The sequence below is a fragment of the Aerococcus kribbianus genome (genome assembly GCF_026805545.1).
Classification (GTDB): domain Bacteria; phylum Bacillota; class Bacilli; order Lactobacillales; family Aerococcaceae; genus Aerococcus; species Aerococcus kribbianus.
Map to the genome: position 1 here is coordinate 141,361 of NZ_JAPRFR010000002.1, position 18,386 is coordinate 159,746.

Genomic DNA, 18,386 nt, shown 5'->3' on the forward strand with positions numbered 1-18,386 from the left:
GCATTAATTACAAAAAGAACACAGGAATTAAACTTATCCTGTGTTCTCGCAGCGCCTTATAAATTAATTTAAAAGTTCTTTACTCTCAGTAATAAAGGCTTTAGCATCTTCAGCAGCCAAGGCTACGCCAGCTTGCCAAAAATCTGGCTGAGTCAGATCAACACCTAAATGTTTGGCTGCCAAATCTTCTACAGTCATTTTACCCGTATCTTGTAATAAGGCAATGTAGCGTTCTTCAAAGTTTTCCGGAGCCTTTAAATATTGGGCATATAATCCTAATGAGAACAGATAGCCAAAAGTATATGGGAAATTATAAAAAGGCACATCATCCATAAAGAAGTGCAGTTTGCTGGCCCAAAAATGTGGGTGCCATTGGTCTAGCACATCCCCATAAGCTTTTGATTGCGCTTCTGTCATTAAATCATTAAGACGTTGGTGCCCAACAAAACCTTGGCGTCGTTCTTCATAAAAAGCCGTCTCAAACAGGAAACGTGACCGAATATTTAAGAACATAGCCGTGGCATTTTCTAATTTAACATTCAATAACTGCAAGCGCTGTTTAGCTGACTTGGCCTTAGCTAGATTCGCATTGGCAACAATCGTCTCCGCAAAGGTTGATGCTGTTTCAGCCACGTTCATGGCATAATTCTTATTCCAATAAGATTCTTCATTCATGACATGAGAATGGAAGGCATGACCCAACTCATGAGCTAAAGTTGACGTATCAGAAGCTGAACCCGTAAAAGTCATAAAGATCCGTGATTCATTCACTAAAGGCAATTCGGTACAGTAACCACCTGGACGTTTCCCTTCTCGGTCTTCTGCTTCTACCCAACGATTATCCAAGGCATTTTGGGCAAATTTCGCTAATTTTGGTCCAAATGTGGCAAACTGTTCCACCACAAACTCACAAGCTTGGTTGTAATCATAAGAAATAGTCGGTTCAGAATCAAAGACTAGGGGCGCATCCACATCTTGCCAATTTAATTGGTCTAAAGCTAAGAGGGCTTGTTTTTGCCGTAAAAATTCAATAAAAATAGTCTTCCCTTGGTCGACCGCCTGCCACATTGCCTCTAGGGTTGCCTTTTGCATCCGATTGTACTCTAAAGCTTCCGCCAAGAAATGGTCATAATTGTGAGCTGATTGCACCGTTAAACGGTAACCAGCCAGATGGTTAATAATATCTGCAAAAACCGGTCCACGATCATCGAAAGCAGCTTCCCAAGCATCAAAGATAGCTGCTCGGTTAGCAGGATTAGGGTCGCCATACATACGATTCATGGCTTGGCCCACAGAAAAGTCATGGTGGCCATCAGTCAAGTCCACTGAAATCGTAAGATTCGCTGAAGTCGTATCATAAATTCCGGCCCAACCTGCCATACCATCGCTATTTAAGTTAGCCAGTAAGGCTTCCGCCTCATCTCCCAAGAGACGTTTAGCCTGATCACGCTCCTCGTTCAAAACAAAAGCAAGCGGCGCTAAAGATGGATGGTCGATTAATTGCTGCCAACTATGGTCATCAATCACATTGAAGGTCTTAACGAACTTACCATAAGCGATTTTAAATGGTTTCACTAAGTCGTCAACCTTGAGGCGCATGGCCTGAGCATAATCATCCGTCATGTCAGCATCAGCAACCATCTGGGCAAAGGTTCCTGCATGTAAAGCTGATTCATTGAAATGAGCCACTGCGTCCAAGCAAGTCACTAAGGACTCTTGGGCATCATTAGCAGTAATATCAAAATCAGTTAAGCACTCAATAATTTGATCTCTTTCTTGGCTAAGTTGTTTTAGATGTTCTTGATAGGCGTGTCCTTTTAGACCGCCAGGATATAGGGAATCAAAGTCCCAGGTTTCATTAATTGTCGTCATCTTCTCACCTCTTATACTTATTATATGCTAAACACTGTTATTATCGCAATTTCATTATTAATATAAGGAGATTAAACTTAATATTCTTCAGTTAAAAGAAGTTACCAGATTAGTTAGTCAATCAAAAAAGCACCCGCAGCTTTTCTGCGGGTGCTTTTACTTGTAAACAAACACTGAAGTGAAGTGCTTAGTTCTCTTCACGGCGTTTAGCAAACAAGAAGCCTGAACCGAGTAATAAGGCAGTAAGACCTGCAAGTAAACCAACACTATCAGCACCAGTGCTTGGTAAAGTACTTGCCTTAACGAGTTTTTCTGACTCTTCTTCAGTCTCTACGTAATCTTCTTCCTTATTAGATGTTTCTTGTTTAGTGGTTTCAGAAATTATCACATTCTCTTGTTCCACTGTAGGTTCTGTTTGAGGTTCTTGCTTATCGCTTATTTGCTCGGAATCATTATCATCGCCTTCATCAATGGTATTATCGTCACGACCAGATTCATCGCCATTAACAGGCATTTCAATGGCTACGAAACCATCTAGCAAGTCTGGATGTGCGATAATCACAGTGATTGGTCCATCGACATCAGTTCCTGGGCTAATAAATATATCGCCATTCTCATTAATCATTACTGGTAGTGCTTTGCCATCTTCATCATGAGCAGAAATTTTTGTCTTTTCATCTATGTTAATGACATTAATACCAGTGTCTTGACTATTGGCATTTGGTTGAACAGCTTGTACTTGGCCTTCAACTCTAATTGGTTGATCTAAATTAGGTGTCTCAACCTTAGTTCCTACTTCAACAATTTGAGCAATAGCCTCCACGTTGTCACCTGTGTAATCCAAGGCCACACGAGAAATCACTTCACCATCCACTCCAGTTGTCACTTCGTAGAAGGTCCGTTTCAAGCCGTCTTGGCCGACTTGGACAATACGACGTTGGCCTTGTGGTAAGTTTGGATTTTCCCGTTCAATGGTTTCGAATGGAATGATTTCATCTTCCCAGACTAATTCCACACTTGGTTGAACAGTGGAGTCACCATTTTCACTTGTTCCTGTGCCAATTTCAATGATTTGTGCCACAGGGGCAACATTATCACCTGTATAGTCCAAGGCCACACGAGAAATCACTTCACCATCCACTCCAGTTGTCACTTCGTAGAAGGTCCGTTTCAAGCCGTCTTGGCCGACTTGGACAATACGACGTTGGCCTTGTGGTAAGTTTGGATTTTCCCGTTCAATGGTTTCGAATGGAATGATTTCATCTTCCCAGACTAATTCCACACTTGGTTGAACAGTAGAATCACCATTTTCATCAACAAAATCTGAATTGTTATCATCATGGTCAGGTTTATGCCCTTCAACTGGAACTATAACAGTAATAGCTTGATCTAGTTCTGGGTCATCAACAATCACTGTAATTGGACCATCAACATCTACACCTGGAGTAATAATAACATTACCCTCTTCATCAATAGTTACAGGAACAAATTTACCATCTTCATCTTTAGCACTTATTGTCGTATCTTCATCGGCATAATCGACATTAATACCTGTATCTTGTGGATTCTCATCTGGTTGAACTTCGTTGACATCTCCACTGACAACTGGTACTTGGTTATTTTCTTGACCAGGTTCTAATGGTGTCATTGGAATGGAGCCAACATCTTTTGGATCTGAACCCTTGCTGATTTCTTCCTCATCAGGAATGCCATCCCCATCATCATCGGTATCGGTGATATCTGGTACACCATCACCATCGGTGTCACGTTGAACAGTGATTGAGAAGGTTTCGCTACTTTCGTTTCCTGCTGCATCGGTTGCTGTCACAGTGACGTCATAGCTGGCTACCTCTTCTTCATCAGTGAAGTTATGACTTGGGTTACCGCTCACTAAGCCGGTGGCTGGGTCATACGTAACACCTTCTGGTAATCCATCAACACTTACTGTTGCTTCAGAGTCATCCGTTTGAACCACGAATGGATCAATTGATTGACCTGCTACCACTGTTTGATTATCAATTGCTGTAATGGTAGGAGCTTGTGTATCTGGCATTGAATTTTCATCTTTTGGATCCGTGCCAGCAGCGATTTCTTCTTCATCAGTGAAGCCATCGCCATCATCATCCGCATCGGTGACATCTGGTTTACCATCACCATCGGTGTCACGTTGAACAGTAATGTTGACTGTTTCTTTTGCACTTGATCCATCTGGATTAGTGATTGTAACTTCTGTCGTCAATTCGCGGCTTTCTTCGTCATCAACCCAATCAGTGATTGCTGGCGTACCAGTGATTGCCTTAGTCTCTGGATTGAATGCAAGGCCATTCGGTAGAGACGCTTCATCGACTAATACTTCTGCTGCTTCATTTTCAGGAGTGATTGTCACATCAGCGATTGCTTGGCCTTCAACGACGCTTTGATTGTCGTTACTTACTTCGCCACCTGTAACTGGTGTGATAACAATTGCTGGAATGGAATCAGCGTCTTTTGGATCTGAACCCTTGCTGATTTCTTCCTCATCAGGAATGCCATCCCCATCATCATCCGTATCGGTGATATCTGGTACACCATCACCATCGGTGTCGCGTTGAACAGTGATTGAGAAGGTTTCGCTACTTTCGTTTCCTGCTGCATCGGTTGCTGTCACAGTGACGTCATAGCTGGCTGCCTCTTCTTCACCAGTGAAGTTATGACTTGGTTTACCGCTCACTAAGCCGGTGGCTGGGTCATATGTGACGCCTTCTGGTAATCCATCAACACTTATAGTTGCTTCAGGGTCATCCGTTTGAACTACGAATGGATTAATTGAATCGCCTGCTACCACTATTTGATTTTCAATTGCTGTAATGGTAGGAGCTTGTGTATCTGGCATTGAATTTTCATCTTTTGGATCCGTGCCAGCAGCGATTTCTTCTTCATCAGTGAAGCCATCGCCATCATCATCCGTATCGGTGACATCTGGTTTACCATCACCATCGGTGTCACGTTGAACAGTAATGTTGACTGTTTCTTTTGCACTTGATCCATCTGGGTTAGTGATTGTGACTTCTGTCGTCAATTCGCGGCTTTCTTCGTCATCAGCCCAATCAGTGATTGCTGGCGTACCAGTGATTGTCTTAGTCTCTGGATTGAATGTAAGGCCATTCGGTAGAGACGCTTCATCGACTGATACTTCTGCTGCTTCATTTTCAGGAGTGATTGTCACTTCATCGATTGGTTGGCCTTCAACAACGCTTTGATTGTCGTTAGTTACTTCGCCACCTGTAACTGGTGAGACAACAGTTGCTGGAATGGAATCAGCGTCTTTTGGATCTGAACCCTTGCTGATTTCTTCCTCATCAGGAATGCCATCCCCATCATCATCCGTATCGGTGATATCTGGTACACCATCACCATCGGTGTCGCGTTGAACAGTGATTGAGAAGGTTTCGCTACTTTCGTTTCCTGCTGCATCGGTTGCTGTCACAGTGACGTCATAGCTGGCTACCTCTTCTTCATCAGTGAAGTTATGACTTGGGCTACCGCTCACTAAACCGGTGGCTGGGTCATATGTAACACCTTCTGGTAATCCATCAACACTTACTGTTGCTTCAGAGTCATCCGTTTGAACCACGAATGGATCAATTGATTGACCTGCTAACACTGTTTGATTATCAATTGCTGTAATCGTAGGAGCTTGTGTATCTGGCATTGAATTTTCATCTTTTGGATCCGTGCCAGCAGCGATTTCTTCTTCATCAGTGAAGCCATCGCCATCATCATCCGTATCGGTGACATCTGGTTTACCATCACCATCGGTGTCACGTTGAACAGTAATGTTGACTGTTTCTTTTGCACTTGATCCATCTGGGTTAGTGATTGTGACTTCTGTCGTCAATTCGCGGCTTTCTTCGTCATCAGCCCAATCAGTGATTGCTGGCGTACCAGTGATTGTCTTAGTCTCTGGATTGAATGTAAGGCCATTCGGTAGAGACGCTTCATCGACTGATACTTCTGCTGCTTCATTTTCAGGAGTGATTGTCACTTCATCGATTGGTTGGCCTTCAACAACGCTTTGATTGTCGTTACTTACTTCGCCACCTGTAACTGGTGTGATAACAGTTGCTGGAATGGAATCAGCGTCTTTTGGATCTGAACCCTTGCTGATTTCTTCCTCATCAGGAATGCCATCCCCATCATCATCGGTATCGGTGATATCTGGTACACCATCACCATCGGTGTCGCGTTGAACAGTGATTGAGATGGTTTCGCTACTTTCGTTTCCTGCTGCATCGGTTGCTGTCACAGTGACGTCATAGCTGGCTACCTCTTCTTCATCAGTGAAGTTATGACTTGGGCTACCGCTCACTAAGCCGGTGGCTGGGTCATACGTAACACCTTCTGGTAATCCATCAACACTTACTATTGCTTCAGAGTCATCCGTTTGAACCACGAATGGATCAATTGATTGACCTGCTACCACTGTTTGATTATCAATTGCTGTAATGGTAGGAGCTTGTGTATCTGGCATTGAATTTTCATCTTTTGGATCCGTGCCAGCAGCGATTTCTTCTTCATCAGTGAAGCCATCACCATCATCATCCGCATCGGTGACATCTGGCTTGCCATCACCATCGGTGTCACGTTGAATCGTCATAATGAATTTTTCTTTAGATTCGTTGCCAGCGGGATCCATTGCTGTAACTGTCACTGTAAACGCAATTTCTTCTTGGCCATCAGTGAATTCTACTGTTGGAGTCCCCTTAACCAATCCTGTTCCGGGATCAAAAGTAACCCCTTTTGGTAAACCATTAACGCTTATCGTCGCTTCTGAATCATCTGTTTGAACCACAAATGGATCAATTGGATTGCCTGATACCACTGTTTGGTTATCAATTGATGAAATTGACGGAGCTAATAAATCAATCACTAGTGGAAGAGAGGGTTCACTCACTAAACGATCCCCGTCTTGAGCCACAGCTGCAATTTGGCGGCCATCTTGACTATCTGATGGAAGCGTAAATGTAAAGTTTCCATCGGCATCTGCTTGAGTGGTAAGTGGTTGACCATTGGCATCAGTAATGGCTTGCCCACTAGCATCAACGAGCGTAATAATAGCATTACTTGGACTTTGACCACTAATTATTCCGCCTAATTGACTGAGTTGAGTCGGTGCTTGGCTGCGTTCAGCGGCTTGGACAATAACAGGATCTGACCAAAGACTTTCTGCCATATTAGGCACACTTTGCTTGGCCACAAAACTTTCCCCTTCAGTAAGTTGCGGGGTAGCTAAGGTAAAGTTTCCTTGGTTATCAGCAGTTATCACCATACGTCCCATGGCTTGACCTTGGTCATTATAGCGCATTATTTCCACACTAGCTCCCGGCAATGCTTGGCCTGTAACTTGATGTTGATGGGCCTTGATTGGATTAATAGTTGGTTGATCTACCCGTTGTGAGTATTGGGCTTTGAGTTCAATACTATTTACACTAGGATCAGTTGGAATAGGGGTAACCAAATCATCTTGCCAACCGGTGAAATCATAATGCTCTTCATCCGGACTCACGATATGTGTCTCCACTTGAGCTAATTGGTCGGCCGTAATTGATATTCCTCGTAAAACCCAGTAAGTCGGTTGAACTTCTCCATTAATTAGGGCCTCAGGATCAAAATGTCCTTCTCCTAAATCAAAGGTCAACTTAACATACTTACCTTGACTTTGTGGGTCAGAAGATGGATCTGATGTCACAATATGCTCAAGCGGTTCGTATTGTCCAATATAAGTCGCAGACTGTGGCAATGAATTAGTGTCGATTTCAGGAGTATAACCGATAAAACGATAATTTCCGATGACTCTCGGCACTGGAATATTTATATCATCCCAGCTTGCATTATCATCTTCACTATCGTCATAACGAAAGTCAATGACGATTTGTTGAGACCCATCTTCAGCAAATTCACCTTGCTTACCAGCTTCAAAGACAATTCGTCCGTAGCCTGGTAAGGGTTGTTGCGACAAATCAGTTACTTTAATCACTTTATTTAAACGCTTGAATTGGGCTTGATAGCTATACGACTTATCCATTTGTGCTAAGGCATCATCACTCGGGAAGGATTCACTCGGATTTGCAATATTCACCCATTTTTCAAAGATATAGCCACGTTTAGCATCAACAGAAGGAATCCCACCAATAGCTTCCTTAAATTCACCGAAACTAGTCCCTTCCTTAATCAAGTATTCTTGACTTTGTTCATAATTTCCATTAATTAACAAGAAACCATTTTCGTCAGTGTTTAGAGAGAGAATTTCATAGCCTTCATTGACCAAAGTTGTTTTTTGTTCATCGTTAGGCTGGCTAATAACATTAGGTAAAGGATTTGCAGAAATTGTAAAAATAGTATCTGTGGTAATAACTGGTGTTTCCACATTCCAATCGCCTTTATCATAACCTGGCTCACGTGTGTAGCTTGGGAAATAAGACATCGGTAATTCCAAACCATCTTTGACCATATAGACCTTGTCTTCATCGAGTTGAGCAATCCCTTCGCCTGCTCTAAAGCTGACCCGATGTGTCCCTGGTAAAACGGAATGATCAGGATTTTGCGAAATATCTGTAATGCCATCAACGGCTGCATAAACCGCTCGATAAGTTCCACTGCTTACTCGGTTGCTAGCATTAGGTAAGGACGGATAGAAAGACCCTTGACTATAAACAAAACCGTCATTGGCTACTATTTCAGGGAAATAGTCAGAAGACGTAAAATCTTCCCAAGTCAAGGTAGTTTTTACATCAAAAATCTTTTCCATGGAGCCATCAGCGAATTGACCGTGATTCCCTGCAGAAAATGTCACTCGGGCATAGCCTGGTCGACTAGGTGCGTTCTCGTCAGCAACTGGTACAATCGGTGCTAGGGTATCGACTACTCGGATAACTTGTCCAAGCGCTGGATTGCTCCCATTAGGACTATACGCCACTAAAACTAGCTCTGTATCAGGGGTTAGACTATCAACCGGAATTGAAAATTTAAATTCCCCAGTGTTTAGTTGGTCAAATGGAATCGTCGTCACTTCATAAACTTTACCAGTAGCTTGACCATTGGCATAACCCTGCAACTTCACTAACACATTACCCGCAGATAGATTGGTTTTGCTTAGAACTTCATCGCTTTTATCCGGATTTGGATTATTATAGACAGGTAAATCAACAACACCAGTAATGGAATTGGCTTGATCTGCAGCAATTTCTAATGTCTCTGTTTGTGGGCCTATTACTAAATAATCAGAAGCATTACGTGGATCAGTTTGATGGTAATATAATTCTAGATTATCTGGTACGCCATCACCATCAGTATCCACTGATTCTGTATTCATATCATTAGCCCATTCTATAAAATCCACAATTCCATCGCGATCAGTATCATTCACACTAAGATAAGGCGTCACATAGGATCCAACAAGTTGGCGAGTTGGTTTCCCATTATCCCCATATGTAAAGACGGGCGCATCATCTAAGTAGTCTGATTCCAACCAAGATCTAAAATATAATTGGTTATTATTTTTTCGAACGATATCGTTTACTTGCTCAGCAAAAGCACCTAGATTCACATCTTTTCTTAGTGGATAGTAAATAGTATAAGAACGGCTCTGTCCAAGAGTTCCATAAAATACATCTCGGTCAAGATTAAACCTTACATCATTTAAAGGGGCGTTAGTCGTCATGTCTGATGTTAGACCATAGCCAGGAGTTTTACTAGAATCAACCAAACCCGTTGCTAAATCAATTTTCAATGGTACGGGTTGTCCTGAATAACCTGTTTGATCAGAGGGCCCTCCAACAGCATCAGAAGCTTGTAGTGTAATATTATTAATATCAATGTAAGGTAATAACTCTTTAGGCACCATCTCTTTAACATAAAGCACCCAAGAATAATCCGTTTGCCAGAAATTTTGATTTGGTTTGAAGGTGTGAACTGATTTCAGTGTTCCATTCTCCACATCAGGAATAATTTTGCCAACCATAGGGCCGGCAGTGAAGCCAGTCGAATGCTCTTCTCGTCGATAAGGATCATTGGCAAGAATATATCCCGTTGAAATACTCTCTTGAGCAATCGTATTAGGAAATCTTGCATCAGTTCCATTAATCCAAGCCGAATAGAATGAAATTGGGGTGCTTGCCTTACCCAAAGTTTCCAGAGTTTGATTATTCTTAAGGGTAATTCGAACAGGAGTATTATTAACTGCCCCAATAGAACCGGAAGACACAGTACTAGCAGTTATAGGTAACTTCCACAGTGCACCGTCATCTTCCTTGATCCAAGAATGATTTCCAGACCGAATACCATTAATTTGCTTATAAAAATCTGGGTCAGAAAACTGTAAGATTGTATAACCTGCGTATGGATAGCGAGGATCTTTGCCCCAACCGGCAGATCCTGAAGACCATTTAGTGATTTGTAACTGAATCGAATGATCGGAGTTAATTCCTTCGTAACGCAAGCCTGCATAACGTAAATTTGACTCAGCCACCCCGTTTACATCAAAATGGTTTTCTAACTCAACATCACGCGTACTATCTCTAGTTAAGTTCTCTTGTGCTGAGCGGCTAGTAACCATCATATTAACATTCGCTGGCGACGCATGTTTGAACGCCTTTGCGACAGGGGCAGTGTCTTCTTCCCCATTATTTTGGCTTTGAGCAATATTGTCGCTATGGTTACTTTCAATCTCTAAAGTCTGATTGACGATTAAATCATCATTTGATTTAGAACCGGTAACTAATCTCTCGTCGCTAGCTTTTTCTGAAGATTTAGAGAATGATTGAGACTCATGATTATTTTTTGGCTGCTCTTTATCTGTCGCTAGCTTATCGCCATTTCGTGTTGGCAATTTTTTTTCTTTTTGTTCTGTTTCATTTGTTTCGACAGTCGTGCTACTAGCTACATTTGTTGAAGCTTTCTCATTATTTTTGTCTTCTGCCAATGAAGCATCCAATTCTTGCGCTTCAAGAACCAATGCCGATATTGTTTCTACAGCACTTGCTTGATCGATACGTGCTTTGAAACTTTCTTTGTCTGCCGCAGAAAGGTTTGTAAGTTTTGCAATCTCTTCCTTAGCTGCAGTTTGTGCTAGAGCTAAAGAATCGTCTTCTTGCGCTTCATAAGTTGGTTGATTTTCACCAACTTCATCAGTAACTTCGGCCTCTTGAGCTTCAGTTACTTCACTATCTGCGTCATCTTCAATTTTGGGTTCATCAGCTACTTGTACTAAATCAGTGGTAGATTCATTTACCCCTTCATTAACTGCCGCCTCGGCAACGACAACTTGTGATGAAAACACTAAGCCGGCAGCAATCGCCACCGATGTTACTCCAACAGATAAACGTCTAATCGCATATTTGTATATTTTATTAGACATTTTCTCCTGGATCATTTTGTGGTTATTTTTGCCAACCATTTTTGTTCCTCCTAAATAAATTATCTATAAAAGTTAAAGACATTTTGTCATAATAATATCATATTAATACACTTATTATTAATTTTACGTCGTTTATATATTAATAAAATGCAGAAAAAAATAAAATATTGTCCGAAACGCTTGTCTCCTAACCCTTTTTGGTAATTTCTACCTTAAAACTTATAAAATATCAAAATACAATTACTGTATTTTAGTCACATATGTATGATGAAATAAAACAACCACTGAGCAGCAAGTTTTGGTATTTATATATTAAAACTTTATATCTATTAAGACTTATTATCATTTTTTGATATTTTCTAATTTGGATAAAAAAACACCCACAGCTTACGCTGTGGGTGTTTTTAAATCTGTTGAAGCTGTATTGCTTTAAACAACAGAATGATTAGTCTTCTTTACGGCGAGCATTGAAGACGAATGCGGAACCTAAGAATAAGGCACCAACTCCTGTAACGAGTCCAAGTGTATCGTTACCAGTGCCTGGCAAGATAGCTGATTGTTCAACTTCTTCTTGTTTAGACTCTTTACTATCTTTTGTTGAATTGTTGTCTGTATCAGTCTGGGTTGATCCATCGTTATTAGGAGTAGTTGGATTTTCCTTAGCCGGTACAGCAGGCTTCGAAGGTTCTTCCTTACCTGGAGTGACTGGGTTGTTGTCTCCTGGGTTTGAAGGTTCTTCCTTACCTGGGGTAACTGGATTGTTGTCTCCTGGTTTAGAAGGTTCTTCTTTACCTGGAGTACCTGGGTTGTTGTCTCCTGGCTTAGAAGGTTCTTCCTTACCTGGGGTGCCTGGGTTGTTGTCTCCTGGCTTAGAAGGTTCTTCTTTGCCTGGAGTACCTGGGTTGTTGTCTCCTGGGTTTGAAGGTTCTTCTTTACCTGGAGTACCTGGGTTATTGTCTCCTGGCTTAGAAGGTTCTTCTTTACCTGGAGTACCTGGGTTGTTGTCTCCTGGCTTAGAAGGTTCTTCTTTGCCTGGAGTACCTGGGTTGTTGTCTCCTGGGTTTGAAGGTTCTTCTTTACCTGGGGTGCCTGGTTGGTTGTCTCCTGGTTTAGAAGGAGTGTCACATCCACACGGAATAGTTATTTCAAATTTCTTATTATCAGAATAGATGAAGATCAATTTTCCGTTTTCTGTGTATATTTTCTTGATAGTTTCTCCGTCTTTACCATTTCGTACAAAGTGACGACTCGTTTCATTTCCTTTGCCATCTTTGACAATGATCCAAAGTCCGTCTTCTCCATTAGCATTTTTACCTGGTTCAGTAGTGATGGATGGTGTTTCGCCATCGCGTCCGTCACGGATAAACTCTCTAGAAGTTTCTTCACCATTTCCATCTTTGACAATTACCCAGTAACCATCTTCACCTAACTCATTCTTACCTGGTTTTACATCAATACTTGGTGTTTTACCGTCTTTACCATCTTTGCCATCTCGTACAAATTCTCGAGATAATTCATGGCCTTCTGGTGTGGAGATGATCACCCAAACACCTGTATTACCTTGGTTATCTTTTCCAGGTTCGGTAGAAATTTTAGGAGCTTCAGCATCTTTACCGTCTCGAACAATTGTACGGGTTTCACTACCATCTGAATTTTTGATAATAATAGTGTGTGTACCATTGCCATTATCTTCTACTCTAGCTTCAGGGGATTTACCATCTCTGATAATTGTTTCGTTAGTGGTTCCATCTGGATTAATGACTTTGACAGTATGACTACCATCTTCATTATCAATTAAGTCTACTTTTGGAGACTTGCCATCGCGACCATTCAAAATATTTTCTTCAGAGATAATTTTACCATCAGCATCTCGAATAATGATAGTTACGCCGATTTGGTTTCCTTCAGAATCAAGAATTGGTGTAGTTTCAATAGATGGTGATTTGCCATCTTTTCCATCAATACCATCGCGACCATCTTTTCCATCACGAACAACAGTCTCGGTAGTGGTTCCATCTGGATTAGTAATTATGACACTATGTGTACCATCGTCATTATCTTTAACTTCAGCTTTTGGTGATTTTCCATCTTTTCCATTCAAAATGTTTTCACGAGAAATTTCTTTTCCGTCACCATCTTTTACAATAATGGTTACACCAATTTGGTTTCCTTTAGAATCTTTTATTGGTGTGGTTTCAACAGTTGGGGTTTTTCCATCTTGACCATCGCGACCGTCTTCACCTTTGTCACCCTTGTCTCCCTTAGCACCATCTTGACCATTGCGGATGACAGTTTCTGTCTTGGTGCCGTCTGGGTTAGTGATGGTGACTGTATGAGTGCCATCGCCGTTGTCTTTGACTTCAGCTTTAGGTGATTTACCATCTTTACCGTCTTTGATTACGGTTGTAGTTTCAGTGTAAGTCACTTCTCCCGTTTCTGGATTACGTTGTGGTGTACGTACAGTTACAGTGTGAGTACCGTCACCATTATCCTTAACAGTAACTTCTGGGGTTAAACCATCGCGGCCATTAACTCCATCTTTTCCGTCCTTACCATCTTTAATTAAAGTGGTGGTTTCGGTGTATGTGACTTCACCCGTTTCTGGGTTACGTTGTGGTGTACGAACGATTACGGTGTGAGTGCCGTCGCCATTGTCTTTGACATTGACTTCTGGAGTTAGACCATCACGGCCGTCGGTTCCGTCTTCACCTTTGTCACCTTTCTCGCCACGATCACCCTTGTCACCTTTGTCTCCCTTAGCACCATCTTGGCCATCTTTACCATCTTGGCCATTACGGATAATGGTTTCAGAAGTTGTGCCGTCTGGGTTAGTGATGGTTACTGTATGAGTGCCATCGCCGTTGTCTTTGACTTCAGCTTTAGGTGATTTGCCATCTTTACCGTCTTTGATTACGGTTGTAGTTTCAGCGTAAGTTACTTCTCCCGTTTCTGGGTTACGTTGAGGGGTGCGAACAATTACGGTGTGAGTGCCGTCGCCATTGTCTTTGACATTGACTTCTGGCGTTAGACCATCACGGCCGTCGGTTCCGTCTTCACCTTTATCACCTTTTTCTCCCTTAGCACCATCTTGACCATTACGGATAATGGTTTCAGTAGTGGTGCCGTCTGGGTTAGTGATGGTTACTGTATGGGTACCATCACCGTTATCTTTAACTTCAGCTTTTGGTGATTTGCCATCGACACCATCACGACCGTTTTGGCCATCAGGAATAAAGGTGACTTTCTCGCTTTCAAATTTATCAGTATTTGGATTATAAATCTTAACAGTGACTTTACTTCCGCTTACTTCTTGACCGGTATCAGGATGAATTCCTACTGTCCGTTCGACTTCAACAATTGGTTCCTTAGGTAACACTGGGTCAGCTGTAGGTGTTTTTCCAGGAATAACAATTTCTCGACCGGTATTGTAAACAATTGTAACGCCACCATCTTCATTATTCCGAGTTTCAACAATTTGTTCGATGTTGTAACCAAAAATTTGAGGACGTTCTTCTTGAATAACTTCACGAGAAACTTCTTGCCAATATTGGCCACGGAAGGAAACAAATTGACTAGGGTCAAAATTAGGAATTGTTTCTGGATTGATATGTTTATAAAGAACTTTAACACGTCTATCTTGACCAGTTTGTAGTTCTTTAATTTCCCCAGGTTTCAAACTTGGATCGAATTTGAATTCTGTTTTATAGCTAGAATCCTCTTCAATCATTTCATAAAGTTCATTATCTTTAGTTTCTACTGGCGGTTCACTTGGTGTGTCTTTTGGTACAACCCGTTGATACACATAGGTAATCTCTTGAGTAACACCGTCTTTGAAAACACCTGCTGTTACAGCACCACTAGGACTGTAGTAGGGATCATTCTTGGCATTCTCAGTACGTGTAAATGTGTAGCCTTCTCTATTCTTGGCGCCTGTCAGATAGACTTCATCAACTGTCCCTTCTTGCAGGTCACCACTCACTTCATCATCTACACTGATAACATTTCCTTGTTCATCAACAGTTTCATAACGGTGATGTTCTTGGAATTTACCATTAGTTTCTTCAACAATATCCCCCGTTCCTGTTGAAGAAACATCTCTAGCATTTAATGAACTGCTATGGCCTGCTACGTTGGTAGTGTTATTTTTTACTAAAGTAGCAGAAAAGCTTGTTTCCTCATTTGCTGATTTTGCAAGCGGTGTAGTTGTTAAAATAACATACTGGTAATTATTAATATTTCCAAGACTAACACGTGCAGAATTTTGACCATTGGGAAAAGTCACTGCATTTTTAACTTCTGTAATCCCTGGTTGAGATAAGTTGGGAACAAAACTATCATTTAATTTAACTGATCTAGGTACTTTATAAACCTTAATGCTGGTGGCAGGATTTTTAAAATCTAAGTTTTTTCCGTCAATAGTGACACTATGGTATCCTGTATTATTTAGTGACTGATTAACATAGGTTGTCGTGGAAATAGTACCTGCTTGGTTATCTATATTTGTAATACTTGAAATTAGATTTTGTTTCTTATTTCCATAATCGAAGGTGATAGGCTTAGAAAATGATTGACCAGCAACTTGCACATTGACGGGTACGGTTTGCTTATTATCTGTTACTTTATCACGTTGTGGCCATAAACTTTCGGCGTAAGTTCCCCGTACATTACGGTAAGCATCCACATATTCTGTAAAGGTGAACACTGCTGAATTAGTAGCTTCATTATAAGAACTAATAGCAATTGGAACGCCCTGAGCACTATTTAAATTGCCTGGTTTACGCGGTGTATTTAAGAGACCAGGAACGACATAATCCCCAAAATTAACTGTAAAGTAATCCCCTGCTTGGACACTATCATCAACACGATAATTAAAATGCAACTCAGGATGACCAGAAGAAGTAATCCAGGCTTCATTTTGACTTGATCCACCACCAACATATTTGATATCAAAGTCAGAAATGTTTACTAGCGAATTCACATTACGACCAGTTTGGACAGCACGAAGGCTTGTTCCATTAGCAAAAAAACTTGCCCGTGTCGCAGTGTTAACAGCTTCTTTTACTAATTCATTTCCCTTATCTTCACTTGCTTTCTCTTCTGAGTTTTCAGATTCAAACTTGTCACTTGTAGCAGATTCTTTTTCTGAATGCGTGGTATTAATTGTTTCTTTATTGTCATCACTTTCAGAATGACTTAGTCCAGAATTTACTTTTGGTAATTCTTGATTATTATTTGTATTTTCAGAATGGTCATTATTTAATTGATCACTAGTCACAACATGGTTCTCTGCATCGGCTTGATCATTCGTTTCTCGCTCTGCTTCATCGTTTGTATTAGCAGGAGCAGTTGATGTATGTTCATCACTTAATGTATTTTCATCAACACTCATATCTTCTGCACTAACATTATCTGCAGCACTCGTATTTTCAGTTGGAGCATCAACTGTTTCATCGGCTGTTACCGTATTCTCAGCACCAATTTCCGTTTCAGCTGCATTTTCATCTGTGACAGTATCACTGACATGATTAACAAATGATTGTGCTTCAGTGAGCGTTGTTGTTTCAGTCACAGAGTCTGTATGACCCTCTGTTTCTGCCGCACTCACTAAAGACGAATCACTAATAAATAATAATCCTGCTGCTACCGCAACAGAGGCTACCCCAAAATTTAGCCGCTTAATTGCGTACTTGTAAACTTTATTCGACGTTTTCTCACGTCATACTTGCAAATTGTTCTTCCCCACCATAAAATATAGTGCCTCCTTAAAATTGCTTGACTACCTAGTAACGTAAACATCAACAATTTTAGCACTCTCAAAATAAATTCGCGTAAAAGTCATCATATCTTCACATATTTTTTTATAATTAATCATAGCAAAAAATCAAAAACGCTGATATATAAGCATTTTTATTATTACCGATCCGAAGTTTTAACGAATAAAAGAACAATAATTGTATTTTATTTTTAATTAATCTAGACCTAAATTGTTTCTTTTATTGTTTTTTATTATAAATGAGTTAAAACATATTCTTAATCTCATCAATATTCTTCAGCCAAACAGACACTGTCCCATCTGGATTATTTTGGATTTCCACGCTATTGGGGTCGTTAAATAATTCAATTGGAATCGATAATTCAATCCCATTATCCAGTTTTAATTTTTGTTTTTGCATGCGATTAGTCATTAATGCCGGATCCGCGACTATCTTTTCATCATTTTGTAGGCCAGCTTGACTGGATGCCTCTAAATAATCTGCCATTTGTGCAGGCTTATCGCGATAGAGGCTTTCTGCTATGACGTCATTATCAATAGTGCCCTGATCGACAATGGATTGGTTGAGTACTTCTTTGGCTTGAGCTAGTTGGGCATAGTCAGCTTCGGCATATTTCTTTGCAGTAGCTGACACGGCTTTTTTAACAATGCCAATATTTTCCTTTAGGGAAGCTTTAATGGCTTGACCTAAAAATCGTTCGCTTAAGTAAAACTCCCGGTCGCCACTTTCATCAATAAGATGTTTCTTCTCAAGAATTTGGATATGGCCATTATCCAATTGATAGAGAAAGCCTTCATCAATTCCTTGTTTTATTCCAGGCAGAATCGCTTGGTTGATAATTAAGTCATTTTTAAGGTTCTGGTCTTCGTAGTCGACATGGTGGGTCATCGCTTCTTGATGATTTAATTTGAACATGGCCAGGTAAGAGGATTGGTCTTCACCACGAATACATGCCCATAACAGGTCGGCATTAGGAATATCCGCATTACTTTTAATCATTTCACTGAGCATTAAGCTAAGTTCTTGGCTAATTGAGATGAAATCGTCCTGGATAGCATCAAATAAAGCCTTCACTGGTGAGTCATCAGTGAGAACCCCTTCTTTCATGCGATCAGTTTGGGTAATTTTTTCACACTTTTTCTTAATATAATCATGAATATAAGGCGAGCGCTTATCAAGTTCCACATGGGATAGGAGGGGTTCATTGCTAGCCCCATCAAAGATATGTAGGATGGCATGAGTAATAGTAAGCATATTTTTCCAACTTTCTCTGTATATAATTTCGACAGACTATTCTATCATGTTAAACTTGAGTTAACAATTTATCCCGCGCTTGGAAAGGAGCA

Annotated in this window: 4 protein-coding genes and 1 pseudogene; all 5 read right to left on the reverse strand. The window is 40.8% G+C overall.

Annotated features, from left to right (window positions below):
* Positions 1 to 63: 63 nt before the first annotated feature.
* Positions 64 to 1,872, reverse strand: coding sequence for a M3 family oligoendopeptidase (locus OW157_RS05670; RefSeq protein WP_268752387.1), 1,809 nt, complete (start codon positions 1,870 to 1,872; stop codon positions 64 to 66).
* Between the two features lie 187 nt (positions 1,873 to 2,059).
* A complete protein-coding gene (locus OW157_RS05675) occupies positions 2,060 to 11,305 on the reverse strand; it encodes a putative Ig domain-containing protein (RefSeq protein WP_268752781.1) in 9,246 nt (3,081 codons plus the stop codon).
* 406 nt (positions 11,306 to 11,711) lie between these two features.
* Positions 11,712 to 16,835, reverse strand: a complete 5,124-nt coding sequence (locus OW157_RS05680) for a collagen-flanked surface repeat-containing protein (protein ID WP_268752782.1) — start codon at positions 16,833 to 16,835, stop codon at positions 11,712 to 11,714.
* 33 nt (positions 16,836 to 16,868) lie between these two features.
* A pseudogene (locus tag OW157_RS07620) lies at positions 16,869 to 16,961 on the reverse strand (YSIRK-type signal peptide-containing protein); the annotation flags it as partial.
* Positions 16,962 to 17,283: 322 nt separating this feature from the next.
* Positions 17,284 to 18,294, reverse strand: a complete 1,011-nt coding sequence (locus OW157_RS05685) for a nucleoid-associated protein (protein ID WP_268752391.1) — start codon at positions 18,292 to 18,294, stop codon at positions 17,284 to 17,286.
* Positions 18,295 to 18,386 lie beyond the last annotated feature (92 nt).

Coding starts and splice junctions, on each gene's coding strand:
- OW157_RS05670 (WP_268752387.1), bottom strand. CDS start 1,872: ATGACGACAATTAATGAAACCTGGGACTTTGATTCCCTATATCCTGGC.
- OW157_RS05685 (WP_268752391.1), bottom strand. CDS start 18,294: ATGCTTACTATTACTCATGCCATCCTACATATCTTTGATGGGGCTAGC.
- OW157_RS05675 (WP_268752781.1), bottom strand. CDS start 11,305: ATGGTTGGCAAAAATAACCACAAAATGATCCAGGAGAAAATGTCTAAT.